This window comes from Microbacterium trichothecenolyticum (assembly GCF_030818955.1).
Classification (GTDB): domain Bacteria; phylum Actinomycetota; class Actinomycetes; order Actinomycetales; family Microbacteriaceae; genus Microbacterium; species Microbacterium trichothecenolyticum_B.
Genome location: NZ_JAUTBF010000001.1, coordinates 2,040,383 through 2,060,274 on the forward strand (window position 1 = coordinate 2,040,383; position 19,892 = coordinate 2,060,274).

The window sequence follows — 19,892 nt, forward strand, 5'->3', positions numbered from 1 at the left end:
CGGCATCGGGCGACGCGATGACCGTCGACGACGGCGTCCGGGGGCGGCGCGTGCTGTTGGCCGGTGGCACGAGCACCGCCGGACGAACCTGCGCGCGCGCCCTCGTGGATGCGGGAGCACGGGTGATCGTCGTCGGCACCGACGCCGCACGGTTGTCGGCGATCGCCGCGGAGGTCCCGGGCGTCGCGACCGAGCGGTGCGATCTGACCGACGCCGACGCCGTCGACGCGCTCCACGGCCGCGTGCTCGCCGCGCACGGCCGTGTCGACGGCATCCTGCACCTCGTCGGCGGATGGCGCGGCGGTGGCGGGCTCGCCGGGCAGGGCGACGACGACTTCGCTTTTCTGCTGCGCTCGCTCACCGCTCTGCGACACGTCAGCCGGACCTTCGACGCCGACCTGCGGGCCTCCGACGCCGGACGCCTCGCGATCGTGTCATCGACCGCGGTCGACCGACCCCTCGCGGGTGGGGCGAACTACGCTGCCGTGAAAGCCGCGTCGGAGACCTGGGTGCGCGCCGTCGCCCAGGGATACGCGAAACACGCGCGAGACGCTGGGCGCGAGCCGACAGCGGCCGCAGTCGTCTTTCGCGTGAAGAGCCTCGAGGGTCTCGAGCGAGCCCTCGCCACATCGTTCGTCGCTCTCTGGGACGACGAGGCGGTCGCCTGGAACGATACGGTCATCGGCATCGATCAGCCGGTCTGAACGCGCCGGGCCCGACAAGGGCGCGCGTCTCACTCGACGTCGGCGGTGCGAGCGGCATCGCCGACGTCGTCGGTGACCTCGGCGGTGCCGTACTGCCGCGAGAGGATGCGATACGAGCGGGTGAGGAACGCGAGCGAGGCGGCCACCACCATGAACAGGCCGGCGAAGAAGAAGACGAGCGCGATGCCGCGTGATTCCCCGTCGCCGAGCAGCGCGCCCCACGTCGCCCGGCCGTCGGCGCCCTCCATGTACGGAATGATCGCGAAGTCGGCGAGCGGGGCGATGAGGAACGACGTGATCGGAGCCGCCGCCGACTCGAACGCGGCGGCGAAGCCGAACACCCGCCCCTGCGTGGCGTAGGGCACGACCTTCTGGATGACGGTCTGCTCGGCCGCCTCGACCGGCGGGATGAGCGCCATGTAGATCCAGATGCCCACCACGTACAGCCACCACCAGTCGCGCAGGGTGAAGACCGCCCCGAGCGCTCCCATCGCGATGACGAGCCAGAGCATCGTGCGGATCGGGTTCTTCCCGAGACCGAACTTCGCCACGAGACCGCCTCCGATGATGAAGCCGGTCGCGGTGACGCCGAGGACGACGCCCCACACCTTCACGTCGAACATCTCGAGGCCGTAGGGGTCCATCAGGGCCATGTAGACGCCGCCGATGAGGTTGTTGAACGTCGAGAACACGATGAGGGCGAACAGACCGGGAGCAGCGCGGACGGCGCGCATCGCCCCCCGCAGGTCGACCAGGGGTGCGGGCTCGGCGTCGGCAGCCGGACGCTCTTCGGGGATGCGGATGGTCGACAGGTGCACCAAGGCCGCGAGGGTGAGTGCGATGGCGATCGCGAGCGTCCATCCCATGCCGAGGAAGCCGACCGACAGACCGCTGAAGACACTCGTCACGACGAAGGCGAGGCCCTGTACGGTTCCCACCAGTCCGTTCGCGTTCGCGTGCCGCTCAGCAGGAACCAGCAGCGTGACGGTGGTCGAGAGCGCGATGTTGCGCATGTTCTCGACGACCGCGCCCGCCAGGATGACACCCCCGAAGAGCCAGAACCACGGTGCGCCCAGATCGAGGAGGGCGGCTTCGGGCAAGGCCAGCCACAATCCGCCCGCGACCAGGAACGCCGCCAGGGTGACGAGGCCGGAGAAGAGCATGACCCGGTGCTTGCGATGGCGGTCGACGATCGAGCCGAAAACCATCGCGAACACCGCAAGGAGCAGCATGTACGCGCCGCCCACGATGCCCGTCGCCAGCACGGAACGCGTCTCGAGATACACCCAGAACGTCAGGGCGAACCAGAGAAAGCTCGTGGTGACGTTGGCCACGGCCGTGTTCACCAGCACCGCGAGGAACGTTCGACGACCGGAAGGCGCCGCGAGCGACGACCGGAGGGAGGCGGGTGGAGACTGCGGATCGGACATGCGCGTCACGCTAGACCCCACCTCCGACATCGACCAGACCCGCGCGAGAAGCCCCCGCCGCGCGAGGCGAGACACCCCGAGATCAGTCGAGCAGGCTGCGAATGTCGTCGGCGGTCAGACGCGGGCCGCCGGCGAACGCGGCGCCGCTCTCGTCGGCGCCGCCGTCGAGCACGCGGGAGAACAGCTCGGCCTTCGCCTCGCGCAGCGCGACCACCTTCTGCTCCACGGTGTCCACCGCCACGAGCCGGTAGACGACGACGGGTCGCGTCTGCCCGATACGGTGCGCACGGTCGATCGCCTGGTCTTCGACCGCCGGGTTCCACCACGGATCGAGCAGGACGACATAGTCGGCTTCGACGAGGTTCAGCCCCACGCCGCCGGCCTTGAGCGACACGAAGAACACCGGGTCGTCGCCCGTGCGGAACCGGTCGATCTCGATCTGACGGTTGGTCGTGGTGCCATCGAGGTACCCGGAGGCGAGCCCGGCGTCGGTGCACCGCTGGCGTGCCGCGCGCAGGAACCGCGTGAACTGACTGAGCACGAGCACGCGGTGCCCCTCGGCGGCGGCCTCGACGAGGAGTTCCTCGAGCGCGTCGAGCTTCGCCGACGGCGCTTCTGCTTCGTCGACCAGGGCCGGATCGAGCGCCAACTGCCGCAGCATGGTCAACGAACGGAAGATCGCGAAGCTGTTCCCTTCGGCGTCGTCGAGCAGCCCGAGCAATCGCTGCCGCTCCCGGTGGAACCGACGTTCGTAGAGCGCGCGATGAGCAGGGTGCAGCGCGACCTCGACGACCGTCTCCTGCTTGGGCGGGAGCTCCGCCGCCACGAGGTCTTTCGTGCGGCGCAGGAGGAACGGGCGGATCCTGCGGCGAAGCAGGTCGAGACGCGACGCGTCGGCGCGCTTCTCGATCGGCGTGCGGTAGAGCTCGGTGAACGATTCGCGGGTTCCCAGGAGCCCGGGCGCCACGAGGGAGACGAGCGCCCACAGCTCGAGGAGGTTGTTCTCCATCGGCGTCCCCGTGATGACGAGGGTGAAGGGCACCGACAGTGCACGGGCGGCCCGATAGCCGCGCGACGCGGGGTTTTTGATCTGCTGCGCCTCATCGAGCACGAGCCCGGACCATTCGGTGTGGGCGTAGTGCTCCTGCTCGAGACGGAAGAGCGCGTAGCTGGTGACCACGACGTGCGCACCGGCGGTCGCCTCGGCGATGCTCGTCGCACGACGCGCTCGCGTGGCCGAGATCACACGCACGTCGAGACCGGGGGCGAAAGCGGCGCACTCGCGGGCCCAGTTGCCGACCACGCTGGTGGGGGCGACGATGAGGAAGGGCGCCATGCCGGCGTCTTCTTCGCGAGCGGCCTGAATCATGGCGATCGTCTGCACCGTCTTGCCCAGGCCCATGTCGTCGGCGAGGATGCCCCCCAGTCGCTGCGCACGCAGGAAGTGCAGCCAATCGAGTCCTTTGCGCTGATAGTCGCGGAGAGTGGCGCGCAGCCCGGCCGGCGGGACGACCGGAGTCACGGCGGCCTCGTCGGTCAGTCCGCGCACGCGCAGCCACCACTCGGCCTCGTTCGCGGCCAACACGCCGAGCTCGGCCAGATCATCCCAGAGGCCGACGTTGTAGCGGTTGAGCCGCAGTTCGTTGATCGGACGATCGGCCAGCGCCCGCGCCTCGTCGATGACACGGCGCAACCGGTCGAACTCCGGGTCGTCGAGACGCACGTAGGTCCCGTCTCCGAGGAACAGCACCCGGTCTCCCCGGGTGAGGGCGGTGTACAGATCGGCGAAGTCGACCTCGACCTCGCCCACGCGCACCCGCGTGTGGAGGTCGAACCAGTCACTGCCGTCGTCGTCGCCCGTGCTGACCTCGACGACCGCTCGCTCCGGCGACGCCCGGTAGGCCGGAGCGTCGCCGGTGACCTGCACGCGGATGTGCTCCAGCGCGCGCAATCGTGGCAGGGTCTCGGCAGTGAAGATCGCCGCCTCGGCGGGCGTCAGCGCCCGCGGCGGGGTGGCGCCCGCGGCGAGAGGAGGGGGCAGGTCCACGCCCGCCTCGGCGCAGACGCGGGCGGCCTCCGCGACGATCGCGCGCTCGTGCTCACCGTCGCGGCGGCCCCGCGTCGACGAACGATCCCACCGCGTCGCCACGGTCGTCGTCGCATCGCGGTGCTCGACGAGCAGCTCGAGAACGCAGACGGGCGCCGCGGGAAGAGCGACGCTGCCGCGGGGCGACACCACCGGCGCCTCGAGTTGGAGGCGGGGGACGTACTCGCGAAGAAAGGTGTCGGAACCGCCGCCGTCGATGGTGAGGGCGCTGGTGCGCGCGAGCAGCCCGCGCACTGCTCCCGTCACCGGCACCGCCAACCTCGCCAGGGTGATGCACTCGTCGTCGCCGTCGCGATCGGCGACGTAGGCGACGGCCACGGCGGGGTCTCCGACGACCCAAGACGACAGGGCGGCGACGTCGGGGGCGACGCCCTCGACGACCCCGCGCACGTGCAACGCCTCGCCGCGGCGATCCACGGCGACCGCCGCCGGTAACGGCTCATCGAGGATGCGCACAGGGTGGTGGGCGCCCGCGGCCGAGACGAGTGGCACCCCGGCGGCGACGAGGGTGTCGAGCTGCAACCAGAGGGCGTGCGACGGCACGGCGGCCAGCGGCATCCACTCGTCGGACAGATACGCGCCGGGTCCGGAGCGGCCGATGCGCCCGAGACTGTCGAGTGCGGCTCGCGCACGGGGATCGGCGGGGATCGCCGCCACCGCCGGCCATCCGGCGCGCCCTTTGATCCACGTACCGCGGGTTCCGCGCATGCCGGGACGCGCGGTGAGCGTCAGCGCGGTGCTGCGGCCGTGACCGCCGCCCCGACGGATCGCGAGGAAGAGGCAGAGATCGACGGGGGGCTCGTCGTCCAGCGCCGGGGCGATCGCCAACAGCTCGTCGAGGGAGCGCTGCCACTGCGGGCGGGGCGGGCGCCCCGACGAGATGATGCGGTCGAACAGCACCAGGGCGGCCGCGCACGCGTGCTCGCACTCGGGGCCGCGCCCGCAGGAGCACCAGCCCGACAGGCGGGACAGGTCGGCGGGCACCCGCAGCTCGAGGTGCTCGTACCCCGCCGCCCCGAACGATTGCGCCGACACCACCAGCACCCCGCCGATGGACTTCACCTCGCCGACCTCGACCGAACCGTAGACGAGGAGCCGGTCGGCCCGTGCCATCGCCGCGGGCGAGAACATCTCGCCGGCGATGCTGAGCGCCTCGGGATCCATCTGCATCCCCTCATTCTCGCCGGGGCGTGGGACACGCCTGCCCGCGAGAGAGCGAACCGTGGAGAAACAGTAGATTCGGCTCGGTGGGGAGGAACAAGAAAAGTTACGCTGGAACCGTGACTTCCCTTCACGACACCTCGGTCCGCGGCTTCGCCTCCGACAATTACTCCGGTATCCACCCCGACGTCCTCGCCGCGATCTCTGCGGCGAACGAGGGGCACCAGGTCGCCTATGGCGAAGACGTCTACACCGCCCGCCTGCAGGAGCAGTTCGTCGAACTGCTCGGTGAGGGCGTCGAGGCGTACCCCGTGTTCAACGGCACCGGCGCGAACGTCGTCGGGCTGCAGTCGATGCTCCCCCGTTGGGGCGCCGTGATCTCGGCATCGACGGCGCACATCAACGTCGACGAGGGAGGCGCGCCCGAGCGCGTCGGCGGCATCAAATTGCTCACCGTGCCCACCGACGACGGCAAGCTCACCCCCGAGCTCGTCGACCGCGAGGCGTGGGGATGGGGTGACGAGCACCGCGCCCAGCCGCTGGTCGTGTCGATCACCCAGTCGACCGAGCTCGGCACGCTGTACTCGGTGGACGAGATCCGTGCCCTCGCCGATCACGCCCACGGGCACGGCATGCGTCTGCACATGGACGGCGCGCGTATCTCGAACGCGGCGGCCGCGCTCGATGTGCCGCTGCGCGCTTTCACGCGCGATGCGGGCGTCGACGTGCTGAGCTTCGGCGGCACGAAGAACGGCGCCATGATCGGCGAAGCCATCGTCGTGCTCGACCCCTCGGCATCCACGGGTCTCACCTACCTGCGCAAGCTCGACATGCAGCTCTCGAGCAAGATGCGCTTCGTTTCGGCGCAGCTCGTCGCCCTGCTCGAGAACGAGCTCTGGTTGCGCAACGCGCGCCACTCGAACGCGATGGCGCAGCGTCTGCGCGCCGGTGTCGAGGCGGGGCTCGCCGACGGATCCATCCAGGGCGTCGAGTTCACCCAGCCGACCCAGGCCAACGGCGTCTTCGCGACGCTGCCCGCCGGCGTCGCCGACCGCTTGCGCCAGAGCTTCCGCTTCTACGACTGGGGCCCCGCAGACGGAGGCTCGGATCAGCGCGAGAGCGATGATCCGAATGGCGGTGGGGACGACGAGCTGCGCCGCGAAGTGCGATGGATGTGTTCGTTCGACACCACGCGAAGACGACATCGACGCCTTCGTCGCGGCGATCGCCCGCGAGACGACGGCCTGACACCTCCCCGGGGGGCCGCGGCAGCCGATTCGGGATAGCGCCGTTTCAGGATCCGGCGAGCCAGTCGCGGTACGCGTCGAACGTGCTCTCGCGCCCGAGGAAGGCCTCGACCAGATCACGCGCGTCGCGTGTTCCCCCGGGCTCGAGGATCTCGCGCCGGTAGCGCAGCGCGATCTCGGGGTCGAACAGGTCGTCGCCGAAGGCCGAGAGCAGGTCGCGGGCGATCACGAGACTCCACTGGTACGTGTAGTAGCAGGCTCCGTACCCCGTGAGGTGGCCGAAGCCGGCGTACGAGTGGGAGCCGCCGAGCGGTGCGATCGGGCTCGCGGCGCGGTAGTACCCCTCTACCGCGGGGCGCAGGTCGGTCGGGCGATCGACGTGCAGGCGGTACGAGGTCGTCGCGTGTCCGAGCTGACGGGTGACCTCGAGCGCGCGACCGAAGGCGTCGGCGGTGCGCATGCGCGCGACGAGGTCGGCCGGGATGGGCTCGCCCGCGTCGTCGACGGCGAAGGATGCCAGCACCTCGGCGTCCCACGCCCATTCCTCCAGCAGCTGGCTCGGGGCCTCGACGAAGTCCCACTCGGTCGCGATGCCGGTGAAAGCGGCCCACCGCTGCCGCCCGCCGAGGATGTCGTGCACGAGGTGGCCGAACTCGTGGAAGAAGGTGACGACCTCGTCGTGCTCGAGGAGTCCACGAGAGAAGTTGCACAAGAGGACTCCCTCGGGCAGGGAGTGCCCGGCGATGCCGGGGACCAGCCCGAAGCAGGCGGCGTGGTTGTACTTGCCGTCGCGCGGGTGCAGATCGAGGTGGATGCGGCCGAGGCGCTCGCCGGCACGCACCACGTCGTACGTGCGCACGTCGTCGTGCCAGGAGGGCGTGTCGACGGGGACGTACGCGACCTCGAGTAGACGCGCGGTCGTGGCGAGCACGCCCTCGAGCACGCGATCGAAGCGGAAGTACGAGCGAACGAGCTGGGCGTCGACGCCGTACTCCTCGCGCTTGAGGGCGCCCAGCAGATACCAGAAGTCGGCGATCGTGACGGTATCGGCGCCGGGCTCGTCGCGGCGGAGTCTCTCGAGCACGCGATCGTACTCGCGCGCGGCGGCGGGGGCGGCCGCCTCGGCCACCCGGATCAGGAATGCATCGACCGCGGCGCTGGAGCCGGTCATGCGCGTCTCGGTCTCGTAGTCGGCCCAGTCGCCGTAGCCCAGGAGCGCCGCCCGCTCGGCGCGGACCGCCAGCAGCTCCTTCAGAACGGGCTCGTTCTCGGGCCACGCGAGGTCGTTGTAGGCGCCGACGAGGGCGTGCCGCACGGACCGCTCGCGCGCGTATTCCCGAACTGGCATGAGGTCGGTGTACTCGGTGGTGAGCGTCACCAGACCGGCGTCGTCGGCCGGGTGGGCGTCGAGGAAGTCGGTCGGCAGACCGTCCAGCGACGCGGCGGCGACGCGGATCTCGCGCCGACCCTCGCGAATGTTCCGCGAGAACGCCAGCGACAACTCGGTGTCGCGCTCGGTGAGCTCCCGCACGCGTGCGCGATCGGTCTCGCCCAGATCGACGCCGCCCCGGCGGAAGTCCCGTCGGATGTGCTCGAGAAGGCGTGCCTGCGCGGCGTCGAGCCCCGCGGCATCCGCGTCGGCGAAGACACCCCAGAGGCCGCGATCGAGCAGCCGCCGGGCCTGGACGGCCTCGATCGCCTGTGCCTGCTTCTCGGCGACGGCGCGCACGTCGGCGTCGGGATGGCACTCGCTGAGCAGGTGCGAGGGCGCCGCCGCCTCGGCGAGCGCGATGTCGGCGTCGTTCCACAGGTCGAGTCGTTCGCGAACGCTCAGCGTCGTGTCGGCGACGAGCCGGGCATCGATCGCGGCGACCCGCTCGAGCCGCTCGACCGGACGGTCGACGGCGAATTCGAGCCAGCTGGCGAGATCGGTCGGGAGGATCAGGGGTTCCAGCGGGGAATGCTGCATGCTCCGACCCTAGGTACCCCCTCCGACACCGGCAACGAGACCGACGGGTCGGCGGCGCACGAGACGCCGGGTGCGCGCCCGAGAAGGGCGGGGCACGGCATCCGGACCGGATCTCAGCGCAGCGCGCCCACCGAGGCCAGACCCAGCCGGATCAGCGTGCCGCGACCGCCCTCCATCTCGTCGGAAAGGGCGTCGGATGCCGCTTCCTGGGGCGACAGCCACGTGACTTCGAGCGCGTCCTGGCGTGGTTCGCACGTGCCGGTGACGGGCACGACGTAGGCGAGCGAGACGGCGTGCTGGCGGTCGTCGTGGAACGCGCTCACTCCGGGCAACGGGAAGTACTCGGCCACGGTGAAGGGGGTCGGCTGCGGGGGGAGCAGCGGGAACGCCATGGGGCCGAGGTCGTTCTCGAGGTGGCGGAACAGCGCGTCGCGCACGGTCTCGCCGTAGCGCACGCGGCCCGAGACGAGCGTGCGCGTCATCTCGCCCAGCGGCGTCGCGCGCAGCAGGATGCCGACCTGGGTGACCGCGCCCATCCCGTCGGTGCGCACGGGCAGTGCCTCGACGTAGAGCATGGGCAGGCGCCGTCGCGCCTCGGCGAGCTCGACCTCGCTCAGCCAGCCCGGGTTGGTGTTCGGGGTCCCGGGCGCACCCGAGAAGGACGCCGACAGCGGCTCGCGCTCGTCGCCGTTGTCGCCGGGTTCGGGGTCGGGGGTACGCACGGGCATGGTCCCTGTATATCAAGCGTCGGCCCCGGATGCCGCGTGTCCGCCGCGGCGGGATGTCTGACCCCTTTGCCACAATGGCCGCATGAGCGCGCATCCCTGCCTCGATCCTTCCGTCGTGCGCTGGTCGGTGCCCGCAGCCGAACGCGGTGGCCGGCCCGTTCTGCTGCTCCTGCACGGCTACGGCTCCGACGAACACGATCTGTTCGGCCTGGTGCCGTACCTGCCCGACGGGTTCGTGATCGCGAGCGTGCGTGCTCCGCTGGCACCGCCGTGGCCCATGCCGGGCGCCTCGTGGTATCCGATCGAGGGGCTCGACGGGCGCGATCCCCGCGAGATCACGCGGGCGGCGCACGCGGTCCTCGCCTTCGTCCAGGATGCCGTCGGCCCAGCGCCGGTGGGACTGCTCGGATTCTCGCAGGGCGGCGCGGTCGCGCTGCAGACCCTGCGCGCCGATCCCGACGCGGTGTCGTTCGCGGTGGTGCTGGCCGGATACGCCCCCGGCGGGGAGATGCCGGGAGACGCCGTCCTGGCCGAGCGACGACCCCCGGTCTTCTGGGGCCGCGGTGCAGCGGACGACGTGATTCCGGCCCACGCGGTCGACCAGACCGCGCAATGGCTCCCGGGGCACAGCCGACTGAGCGGGCGGGTCTACCCCGGGTTGACCCACTCCATCTCGCAAGACGAGCTCGACGACGTCCGGGCCTTCCTCGACGCGCGTCTGGCCGAGCGCGAGGGGTGAAGACCCGCGCGCAGCGTGAACGCGGCGAGCTCGCCGAACAGCAGGGCCAAGGGGGCCGTCGATCGTGCCACCCCGGACGAGGTTCTGCGCCCCCGACCACAGGGCGGCTCCGATGACCAGGACGAGGAGCACCCAGACGGCCGCGACCGCGGCCCGCGGGGACGGCGATGGGCTGTTCAGGGGGCCACCCTCGGCACGCCGTAGCTGTGGCGCCTTCGCCCGGGGCGGAATCATGGCCGCCGTGGCGGAGAGGGAGGCGTTGCGCGACGGGCGGACGTCAACCCCGGCCCGATGTCGGAGGTCCGAGAGAAGATGTCGGCATGGCCGACGTGTTGGAGAGATTCGGTCCTGCGACGCAGGACTGGTTCCGTGGCGCGTTCTCGGCGCCGACCACCGCGCAGAAAGGCGCGTGGGAGTCGGTCTCGTCCGGTCGCAACGCCCTCGTGGTCGCGCCGACCGGCTCCGGAAAGACCCTGTCCGCCTTCCTCTTCGCCATCGACCGCATCTTCGCGCGAGAAGAACCCCGAGACCCCGGATGCCGAGACCCCGCGCCGGGGAAAGAAGGCGGCCGCGAAGACCCCGGCGAGGAACACGCGCGTCCTCTACATCTCGCCCCTGAAGGCGTTGGGCGTCGACGTGGAGCGCAACCTCCGCTCGCCACTCGTCGGCATCGGGCAGTCCGCCCGGCGCCTCGGCATCCAGGTCCCGGGGGTCACCGTCGGCGTCCGTTCGGGCGACACCAGCTCGAGCGAGCGTCGCAAGCTCGTCGCCGATCCGCCCGACATCCTCATCACGACGCCCGAGTCCCTCTATCTCATGCTCACGAGCCAGGCGGCCGAGACGCTGCGGGGCGTGCACACGGTCATCATCGACGAGGTGCATGCGGTCGCGGCGACCAAGCGCGGCGCGCACCTGGCGGTGAGTCTCGAGCGCCTCGACGCCCTTCTCGACGCACCGGCACAGCGCATCGGCCTGTCGGCGACGGTGCGGCCGATCGACGAGGTCGCGCGTTTCCTCGGTGGGGCGCAGCCCGTCGACATCGTGGCGCCGAAGGCGACGAAGGCGTTCGATCTGTCGGTCGTGGTACCCATCGAGGACATGCTCAACCCGCCCCCGCCACCGGGCTCCCCCGCTGTCGACGAGGCGGCCGACGGCGAGTGGTTCTCGGAGCGGCCCGAGAGCACCGAAATGGCGGGGTCGGTCTGGCCGCACGTCGAGGAGGCCATCGTCGACCGCATCCTGGAACGCCGATCGACGATCGTGTTCGCGAACTCTCGGCGCCTGGCCGAGCGCCTCACCGGGCGACTCAACGAGATCTACGCCGAGCGACAGGGCATCGATATCCCCGAACCGACCGTTCCCGCCGCGACGATGGCGCAGGCCGGGTCATCGGCGGGGGTGGCGGCGATCCTCGCCAAGGCCCACCACGGTTCGGTCTCGAAAGAACAGCGGGCCCAGGTCGAAGACGAGCTGAAGTCCGGCGCTCTGCGATGCGTCGTGGCGACGAGCAGCCTCGAACTGGGTATCGACATGGGCGCGGTCGATCTGGTGATCCAGGTCGAGGCGCCGCCGAGCGCGGCATCCGGACTCCAGCGCGTGGGGCGTGCCGGTCACCAGGTCGGCGAAGTGAGTCGCGCCGCGCTCTTCCCCAAGCATCGCAGCGATGTCCTGCACACGGCCGTGGTCACCGAGCGCATGCTCGCCGGGCGGATCGAGGCCATCTCGGTGCCGCAGAACCCGCTCGACATCCTCGCGCAGCAGACCGTGGCTGCGTCAGCCCTCGGCTCGATCGACGTCGAGGAGTGGTTCGACACCGTCAAGCGCAGCGCTCCGTTCCGCTCGCTCCCCCGTTCGGCGTACGAGGCCACCCTCGACCTGCTCGCGGGCCGCTACCCTTCCGACGAGTTCGCCGAGCTTCGCCCCCGCCTGGTGTGGGACCGCGACGCGGGCACGCTCACCGGCCGCCCGGGGGCCCAGCGCGTGGCCGTCACCAGCGGGGGCACCATTCCCGACCGCGGCCTGTTCGGTGTCTTCGTCGCGGGCGAGTCGCACAACGCCCGCGTCGGCGAGCTCGACGAAGAGATGGTCTACGAGTCCCGCGTCAACGACGTGTTCACCCTGGGCACGACGAGCTGGCGCATCGTCGAGATCACCCACGACCGCGTCAACGTCGTCCCCACCTTCGGCCAGCCCGGCAAGCTCCCGTTCTGGCACGGTGACGGCATCGGCCGCCCCGCCGAGCTCGGCGAAGCGCTCGGGAAGTTCTCGCGCGATCTCGCCGGCGCCGACCGCGAGAAAGCCACCGAGCGCCTGCGCGAGTCGGGGCTCGACGACAACGCCATCACCAACCTTCTTTCGTATCTCGCCGAGCAGCGCGAGGCGACCGGGAGCCTGCCGACCGACCGCACCCTCACCGTGGAGCGCAGCCGCGACGAGGTGGGCGACTGGCGCATCATCCTGCATTCCCCCTACGGCATGCAGGTGCACTCCCCGTGGGCACTGGCGGTCAACGCGCGCATCCGCGAGCGTCTCGGCGTCGAGGGGGCGGCCGTGGCAAGCGATGACGGCATCATCGCCCGGGTGCCGGATGCCGCGGCCGAACCACCCGGGGCCGACCTCTTCGTGTTCGAACCCGACGAGCTCGAGCAGATCGTCACCGACGAGGTGGGCGGCTCGGCGCTGTTCGCGTCGCGCTTCCGCGAGTGCGCGGCCCGGGCCCTGCTGCTCCCCCGCTTGAACCCCAACCGCCGCTCGCCCCTGTGGCAACAGCGCCAGCGCTCGGCGCAGCTGCTCGAGGTCGCCAAGCGCCACCCGGCGTTCCCGATCATTCTCGAGACGCTGCGCGAGGTGCTGCAAGACGTCTACGATCTGCCGGCCCTGCTGCGCGTGACCCGTCAGATCGGCGAACGGCGTATCCGCCTCGTCGAGATCACCACGTCGCAGCCCTCGCCGTACGCCCGCGATCTGCTCTTCGGCTACGTCGGCGCGTTCATGTACGAGGGCGACTCGCCGCTCGCGGAGCGTCGCGCCGCCGCTCTCTCGGTCGACCCGGCCCTGCTGAGCGAGCTGCTCGGCAAGGTCGAGATGCGCGAACTCCTCGACCCCGAGGTGATCGCACAGTTCGAGCGCGAAGCGCAGCGCCTCGACCCCGACCGTCGCGCCCGGGGCATCGAGGGCGTAGCCGACCTGCTCCGCGTCCTCGGCCCGCTCGACGCGAACGAGGTCGCGGCCCGCCTCGACGCCGAGGCCGACGACGCCCTCGCCGAGGCCGAGCGACATCTCGCCACCCTCGTCGACGACCGTCGCGCGATCCGCGTCACGATCGGCGGCGTCTCGCGGGTCGCCGGCATCGAAGACGCAGGGCGCCTTCGCGATGCGCTCGGCGCCGCCCTGCCCGTCGGCATCCCGAACGCCTTCCTCGAACCCCTGGCCGATCCGCTCGGCGACCTCGTCGCCCGGTACGCCCGCACCCACGCGCCGTTCACGACCGACGCGGTCGCCGACCGGCTCGGCGTCGGAGTCGCCGTCGCGCGGCTGACCCTGCAGCGCCTCGAGTCGCAGGGACGCCTGGCCAGCGGCTTCTTCCTGCCCGAAGCCTCGGGCCGATCGCGCGGCGACGACACGGAGTGGTGCGACGTCGAGGTGCTCCGGCGCCTGCGCATGCGCTCGCTCGCCGCCATCCGTGGGAGCGTCGAACCGGTGCCCCCGGCGGCCTACGCGCGGTTCCTGCCGGTCTGGCAGCACCTCGGCCGCCCGCTCGAGGGCATCGACGGGGTCCTCGCCGTGGTCGAGCAGCTCGCCGGCGTTCCCATCCCGGCGAGTGCGTGGGAGTCGCTCATCCTGCCCTCGCGGGTGTCCGACTACTCTCCGGCACTGCTCGACGAGCTCACCGCGACCGGTGAGGTGGTCTGGTCGGGCCACGGCACCCTGCCGGGCCGTGACGGCTGGATCGCCCTGCACCCGGCCGAAGCCGCGCCCTTCACCCTGCAAGACCCCGACGATCCCGACGACCCTGCACCGGATTCGCTCGAGGCGCGCCTCCTCGACGCCCTCGAAGGCGGTGGGGCGTACTTCGCGGCGCAGCTGAAGCAGCTCGCCGGCGCCGAGAACGAGCAGTCCGTGAACGATGCCCTCTGGGCGCTCACCTGGGCCGGACGGGTGACCAACGACACCTTCGCTCCCGTGCGCACGCTGCTCAGCGGGGGCGGGCAGTCCCACCGCGTGGCGCGGCGGGCCCCGCGGGCCAGGATGTACCGGGGCGCCGTCGTTCCCCGCGCCTCGTCGGCACCTCGCCCTCCGTCGCTCGGCGGGCGGTGGTCGCTCCTGCCCCAGCGCGAGCCCGACGCGGCAGCCCGGGCGACCGCGACGGCCAGTCTGCTGCTCGACCGCTACGGCGTCGTCACGCGGGGAGCGGTGCAGTCCGAGGGGGTTCCCGGCGGATTCGCACAGGTGTACCGCATTCTGGCGGGGTTCGAAGAAGCGGGGCACTGCCGCCGCGGGTACGTGATCGAAAAACTCGGCGCCGCGCAGTTCGCGGCGTCGGCGACGGTCGACCGCCTGCGCGAGTTCGCCGCGGTCGCCGACCCGCCGCCACTGCGCACGGTCACCCTCGCCGCGACCGACCCGGCGAACCCCTACGGCGCGGCGCTCGGCTGGCCGGCGATCGAGGGGGTCACCCACCGCCCCGGGCGGAAGGCCGGTGGACTCGTGGTGCTCGTCGACGGAGAGCTGACGATGTACCTCGAGCGCGGCGGTCGCAGCGCTCTCGCCTTCACCGACGATGAGGCGCGGCTGCTGGGTGCCGCCCGCCACCTCGCCGAGACCGCAAAGCGCCGCCGTCTCGAGACCCTCACGGTGGAGCAGGTGAACGGCGAGTTCGTGTACGGCACCGCGGTCGGTCGGGCCCTGCGCGAGGCCGGGTTCGTCGAGTCGACCAAGGGCCTGACCCTGCGCAAGGTCACCGCCGGTGACACGCTGCGAGAGGCCGCGCGTGCCTGAGGGCGATACCGTCTACCGCGCCGCGGCGAAGCTCACGGCCGCCCTGACCGGAAAGGTCGTGACGCGGTTCGACGTCCGCGTGCCCGGCAGCGCGACCGCCGACCTGCGAGGTGAGACGGTGCACGAGGTCGCCGCACGCGGAAAGCATCTGCTGCACCGCATCGGTGGCTACACGTTGCACTCGCACCTGAAGATGGAGGGCCGCTGGGACATCTATCGTCCCGGTGAGCGATGGCGGCGTCCGGCGTTCAAGGCGCGGGCGATCGTGGGCGTGAGCGGGGCCGATGCCGTCGGATTCGACCTCGCCATGGTGGAGGTGCTGCGAACGGTCGACGAGCACACCGTCATCGGTCATCTGGGTCCCGATCTGCTGGCCGACGACTGGGACGAAGCCGAAGCCGTGCGCCGAGTCTCGGCCGACGAGCGCGCGGCCCACGTCGCCCTGCTCGATCAACGAAACGTCGCGGGTTTCGGCAACGTCTACGCGAACGAACTGCTGTTCGTGCGCGGCATCGCTCCGACGACCCCGGCGACCGACATCGACGCGCAGGCCACGATCGCGCTCGGCGAGCGCATGATCCGAGCCAACCTGCCGCGTCCCGAACGCACCTTCACCGGCGACACGCGCCCGGGTCGCCGCTTCTGGGTCTACGGCCGGGAGGGCGCCCCCTGCCGCCGTTGTGGCACACCGATCCGCGCCACCTCGCTCGGTGCCTCGGCGACCAGCGAGCGCAACGTCTACTGGTGCCCGACATGCCAGCCCGGGTGACACCGTCGACGAGCCGGCGCCGCGCTCGCCGCGCGAATCGCGCGTGGTGCTCCCTCGCGAAGACGACCCCTTCGCACCGACCTGTCAACCCGGCAGTGGCTCCCGGCTCGCCGTGGGAGAACGGAGGGACGAAACAACGCCGGGGAACGAGCCGCAGTTCCTTCGACGTCGAGCAAACCGATGGCGGCACGGGCGACGAAGAAGCATTCGAGGGAATGAAGCTCATTCCCGACCCGTTGTCATTTATGTCGGCCGACCCGATAGCCGTCCGGAGGGGATCGTGGGAAAGAACTACATCGACATCGAGAACGACCACGGCGAGACGCTGCGCTACCGCAAGCACGTCAATGGTCGTGGACTCGTCGCGCACGGCGCGAAAGTCCACCCGTCGGCGCTGGTCGAGAACGGCGCCTACATCGAACCCGGCGTGCAGATCGCCGCGGGGGTTCGTGTCGGACGCGGCGCGTGGATCGAATCCGACGCCGTCATCGGGCCCGAGGCGCACATCGAGCCGCACGCGCACATCTGCGCCGGCGCGGTGATCGGGGCGGGTGCCCACATCGGTGTTCGCACGCAGGTGGGTCACAACGCGCGCGTCGCGACCGGTTCCCTCATCGGCGACGACGAGATCATCAACGACGGCGAAGCCGTCGCGACGGATCGGCGGGGGCTGCGTCTGGCCGCCTGACGCGCTGACGATCCGGCATCCACGACCCGCACGACTCCTCGGAGCGTGCGGGTTCGCGCGTCGCGGGCGATGGTCCGCGCGGGTCAGGTGAGGATCGTCAGCACCAGGCCGATGAGCGGCAGGGTGCCCTGGATCGCGGCGGGCCGCACGTACTTCCGGCCCGAGGTGATCAGCACGAGGGCCGCTGCCAGCATGGAGGCCAGCGAGAAGCACAGCAGGGTGCGCCCGACCGGGTCGCCGATGCCGCCGACGATCCACACGACGACGCCCACGAGGGCACCGATCGCGAGGAACAGGTTGTAGAAGCCCTGGTTGTAGGCCATGGGCTTGGTCGCATCGGCGGTCCGCTGGTCGACGATGCCGAACACCCGCCAGGTCTTCGGCTGCGTCCATCGCACGCTCTCGAGCACGAAGATATAGACGTGCAGCAGGGCCGCGAGCCCCGCGAAGACGAGAGCCAGGATGCCGATCATGCTCCCACGGTACTCGCGCGGATAGCCTGGAACCATGGCGAACGGCAGCGGCTCCCGCGGACGCGGCTCCGGCGGCAGCGCGCGCAAGCGCCCCGCCGTGCGTCCCCACACGGCGAAACGCCCGGCGAAGCCGAACCCCCGCCCCGCCCCGTCGCCCGCCGAACCGCCTCGCACGTTCGTGCTGGGCGCGGTGCCGGGGACGACGCCCGGCAAGTGGATCGATCTGTGGCGCGAACGCATGCCCCACGTCGCGCTCGAGCTGCGCGAGATCGATGTGGCCACCCAGCGGGCGCATCTCGACGACGTCGACGCCGCGCTCGTGCGCCTGCCCGTTTCGGCAGCCGACGACCTGCATGTCATCGAGCTCTACGCGGAGCTGCCCGTGGTGGTCGTGTCGGCGGATTCGCATCTGTCGGCCGCCGATGAGCTCGACGCGTCCGACCTCGCCGGCGAGATCGTCATCGTCCCGCTCGACGACGTGCTGCACGCGCAGATCCCGGATGCCGTGACCCCGGCGTTCGCGCCTCCGGCCGACACCGCCGAGGCCATCGCGACGGTCGCCGCGGGCGTGGGCGTCGTGATCGCGCCGATGTCGCTGGCCCGCGCGCACGCCCGCAAGGACGTGGACTATCGCGTGCTGCGGGACGGACCCGTCTCCCCCGTCGCCCTGGCATGGCTGCGTGAGCGGACGACGCCCGACGTCGAGGCGTTCGTGGGCATCGTGCGCGGCCGCACCGCCCGCTCGTCGCGCTGACACCGCGGCCGACACGGTGCCGCACCGCGACGCGGATGAGGCGCCGCGCCCGGACGCGCGTTCCCACGCGCGGACGCCGCGCGCGATATGTTGCCAGCGACGCGCACCGAGGGGAGACGGAATGCAGCGGCGACGCAGGATGTACACGGCGACGGCGGTCATCGCCGTGACGGTCGTCTTCACGGGTACTCCCGCCGCCGAGGCTTGGGACGGGACGACCACGACCACGCCGGTATCCCTCATCGACGCCGCATCCCCCGCGGTGTCCGAGGGCACCACCCACGCCGAGAACCCCTCGGTGCCCGAGGGGGCCGTCTGGAGCGAGCACTACCTGCCGGCGACCGTGCCCACCCGCGACGGTGGCGCCGTCGAGCTCCATGCCGACGTGCTGCGTCCCGCCGGCCTGTCCGCCGATGCGCGCACACCCGTCATCCTCATCAGCGGCCCGTACCTCTCGCACGCCGGCGTCCAGAGCGACGAACACAAGGCCTACACGGGCCCGACGATGCGCCACCGCGCATTCATCGACGGCGCCGGACTCATGGCCGCGGGCTACACGGTCGTCTTCGCCGACCTGCGCGGGTTCGGCGGTAGTTCCGGGTGCTACGACCTCGCCGGCCCCGGCGAGCAGGCGGACGTGCGCACCTTCGTGGAGTGGGCGGCATCCGCGCCATGGTCGAACGGTCGGGTGGGAATGTACGGCAAGTCGTACGACGCGGCCACCGGACTCATGGGCATCGCCTCGCGCCCCGCGGGTCTCGCCGCCGTCGTCGCCCAGGAACCGGCGTGGAACCTCTACGACTACCTCTACGAAAACGGCATCCCCTCCGAGAACAACCGCGTGACCATCAACGCGTTCAACCGCATCGCCGCGCTCCCCGGCATCGACCACTCCGGCACGGTCGACGGCGTCGTCGTACCGCCCGACACCGAGCGCTACCGCGCGAACGCGGCGTACGAGCAGACGCATCCGGAGTGCGCCAGCGGCATCCTGGCCGACACCCTGTCCACGCAACGCACCTCCCCCTTCTGGAGCGCTCGCGACCTCGCGGCGCAGGCCCACGGTTCGACGGTGCCGCTGTTGCTGACGCAGGGCTGGACCGAGAACAACACCCGCCCCGACGGCATGGCGGAGTTCCTGGATGCCATCGACGCACCGGTCAGCGCGTGGGCGGGGCCGTGGAACCACGTCGCCGGCAACGACGTCGACGACCAGGGGAACCTCGAGATGGGCCGTGCCGACTGGTTCGGCGAGGTGCGCGCGTTCTTCGACGCCCATCTGCGCGACGCTTCCGCGCCCGCCCCCTCGTGGGCGTTGCAGGACAATCTCGGCCGCTGGCGTCTGCAGTCCACCTGGCCGGGGGCGACACGCGAGGTCACGGCGTCCCTCTCCCCCGGGACGTACATCGACACCGGGGCCGGTGCAAACGCTCTGCCGCCGGGCGATCAGGGCGACGGAACCCTCTTCGGCACGGCGCCGCGCGATGCGCAGAGCATCGGCGCGTCGCAGACGCTCTCGACGCCCGTCACGGAGGCGACGCGGCTCAGCGGCACCATCGAGGTCGCTCTGCGGGCGCGCGGGAGCGGGGTGACCCACGTACGCGTGTGGGACGTCGGGACCGACGGCGTGCCGACCCTCTTCGACGAGGCGGCGGCGCCCGTGTCCGCCACGGGCGAGACCTCTCTGCACCTGCGCGACGTCGACTGGACCCTGCAGACGGGCCACGCGGTGCTCGTCTCGGTCGGGACGACCGACTCGACCGCGTGGCGCCCGACGCCCAGCGGTCAGACGATCACGATCGACGGCGGCACCATCGCCCTGCCCGTGCAGAGCACGGCGGGCGATGTCGCGACCGAGGGGCAGCCCGCACCGTTCCTGACGACCTATCTCGCGAACGCGCGGTGGCCGGTGGCGATCGGGGCGATATCGCCGAGCTTCTCGCTCTCCGCCCCCGCCCCGACACCGGCGCCGACGACGGCCGCGCCCGCCCGCCTGGCGGAGTCGGGCGTCGACATCGAGCCGACCGTGGCGCTGTGGGCGCTGGGCGCCGTCGCCGCCGGCATCGCCGTCGGTACGCGACGACGACGGTGGGCGCGTCGCCGCTGAGCGGGTCGCGGAGCGCGG

General features: G+C 71.4%; 11 protein-coding genes and 2 pseudogenes. 8 read left to right on the plus strand and 5 right to left on the minus strand.

Translation table 11 applies throughout. The annotated features are described in order from the left end of the window. Positions 1-17 precede the first annotated feature (17 nt). The gene (locus QE412_RS09775; RefSeq protein ID WP_307482846.1) at positions 18-704 is read left to right on the plus strand and encodes an SDR family oxidoreductase; all 687 of its coding nucleotides are present in this window, start codon (positions 18-20) and stop codon (positions 702-704) included. A gap of 29 nt (positions 705-733) precedes the next feature. On the opposite strand, the gene QE412_RS09780 is transcribed toward QE412_RS09775, so the two are convergent. Further along, complete coding sequence (locus tag QE412_RS09780; RefSeq protein ID WP_307482848.1) at positions 734-2,134, minus strand: MFS transporter; 1,401 nt, start codon at positions 2,132-2,134, stop codon at positions 734-736. An 82-nt stretch (positions 2,135-2,216) separates the two neighbouring features. Continuing rightward, entirely contained in the window at positions 2,217-5,411 is a 3,195-nt protein-coding gene (locus QE412_RS09785; RefSeq protein ID WP_307482850.1) for a DEAD/DEAH box helicase, read from the minus strand. Between the two features lie 110 nt (positions 5,412-5,521). On the opposite strand from QE412_RS09785, the pseudogene QE412_RS09790 reads away from it, so the two are divergent. Then, positions 5,522-6,650: pseudogene (locus QE412_RS09790) on the plus strand (threonine aldolase family protein). Between the two features lie 45 nt (positions 6,651-6,695). Here the strand turns inward: QE412_RS09790 and QE412_RS09795 are convergent. Further along, positions 6,696-8,618, minus strand: coding sequence for a M3 family metallopeptidase (locus QE412_RS09795; RefSeq protein WP_307482874.1), 1,923 nt, complete (start codon positions 8,616-8,618; stop codon positions 6,696-6,698). Between the two features lie 113 nt (positions 8,619-8,731). Further along, positions 8,732-9,346: an NUDIX hydrolase family protein gene (locus QE412_RS09800; RefSeq protein WP_307482877.1), complete on the minus strand. Its 615-nt coding sequence runs from the start codon at positions 9,344-9,346 to the stop codon at positions 8,732-8,734. Between the two features lie 82 nt (positions 9,347-9,428). Between QE412_RS09800 and QE412_RS09805 the strand changes: the two genes are divergently transcribed. From QE412_RS09805 to QE412_RS09820, 4 genes and pseudogenes are all read left to right on the plus strand, one after another. Next, entirely contained in the window at positions 9,429-10,085 is a 657-nt protein-coding gene (locus QE412_RS09805) for an alpha/beta hydrolase (RefSeq protein WP_307482880.1), read from the plus strand. A 320-nt stretch (positions 10,086-10,405) separates the two neighbouring features. Next, positions 10,406-15,083: pseudogene (locus tag QE412_RS09810) on the plus strand (ATP-dependent helicase). Continuing rightward, on the plus strand, positions 15,076-15,852 hold the full coding sequence (locus tag QE412_RS09815; RefSeq protein ID WP_307482888.1) for a DNA-formamidopyrimidine glycosylase family protein: 777 nt from the start codon (positions 15,076-15,078) through the stop codon (positions 15,850-15,852). The pseudogene QE412_RS09810 and the gene QE412_RS09815 overlap by 8 nt, the downstream one beginning before the upstream one ends. Positions 15,853-16,132: 280 nt before the next feature. After that, a complete protein-coding gene (locus QE412_RS09820) occupies positions 16,133-16,540 on the plus strand; it encodes a transferase (protein ID WP_307482889.1) in 408 nt (135 codons plus the stop codon). An 83-nt stretch (positions 16,541-16,623) separates the two neighbouring features. Here QE412_RS09820 and QE412_RS09825 read toward each other — a convergent pair whose 3' ends face one another. After that, entirely contained in the window at positions 16,624-17,013 is a 390-nt protein-coding gene (locus tag QE412_RS09825; RefSeq protein ID WP_307482891.1) for a DUF1304 domain-containing protein, read from the minus strand. A gap of 34 nt (positions 17,014-17,047) precedes the next feature. Between QE412_RS09825 and QE412_RS09830 the strand changes: the two genes are divergently transcribed. Together QE412_RS09830 and QE412_RS09835 are read left to right on the plus strand one after the other, a co-directional pair. Continuing rightward, positions 17,048-17,767 carry a LysR substrate-binding domain-containing protein gene (locus QE412_RS09830; protein WP_307482894.1) on the plus strand — a complete coding sequence of 240 codons (720 nt, stop codon included), beginning with the start codon at positions 17,048-17,050 and terminating at the stop codon, positions 17,765-17,767. A gap of 121 nt (positions 17,768-17,888) precedes the next feature. Then, the gene (locus QE412_RS09835) at positions 17,889-19,874 is read left to right on the plus strand and encodes a CocE/NonD family hydrolase (RefSeq protein WP_307482897.1); all 1,986 of its coding nucleotides are present in this window, start codon (positions 17,889-17,891) and stop codon (positions 19,872-19,874) included. Positions 19,875-19,892: the final 18 nt, after the last annotated feature.

Coding starts and splice junctions, on each gene's coding strand:
- QE412_RS09775 (WP_307482846.1), top strand. CDS start 18: ATGACCGTCGACGACGGCGTCCGGGGGCGGCGCGTGCTGTTGGCCGGT.
- QE412_RS09780 (WP_307482848.1), bottom strand. CDS start 2,134: ATGTCCGATCCGCAGTCTCCACCCGCCTCCCTCCGGTCGTCGCTCGCG.
- QE412_RS09785 (WP_307482850.1), bottom strand. CDS start 5,411: ATGCAGATGGATCCCGAGGCGCTCAGCATCGCCGGCGAGATGTTCTCG.
- QE412_RS09795 (WP_307482874.1), bottom strand. CDS start 8,618: ATGCAGCATTCCCCGCTGGAACCCCTGATCCTCCCGACCGATCTCGCC.
- QE412_RS09800 (WP_307482877.1), bottom strand. CDS start 9,346: ATGCCCGTGCGTACCCCCGACCCCGAACCCGGCGACAACGGCGACGAG.
- QE412_RS09805 (WP_307482880.1), top strand. CDS start 9,429: ATGAGCGCGCATCCCTGCCTCGATCCTTCCGTCGTGCGCTGGTCGGTG.
- QE412_RS09825 (WP_307482891.1), bottom strand. CDS start 17,013: ATGATCGGCATCCTGGCTCTCGTCTTCGCGGGGCTCGCGGCCCTGCTG.
- QE412_RS09830 (WP_307482894.1), top strand. CDS start 17,048: ATGGCGAACGGCAGCGGCTCCCGCGGACGCGGCTCCGGCGGCAGCGCG.
- QE412_RS09835 (WP_307482897.1), top strand. CDS start 17,889: ATGCAGCGGCGACGCAGGATGTACACGGCGACGGCGGTCATCGCCGTG.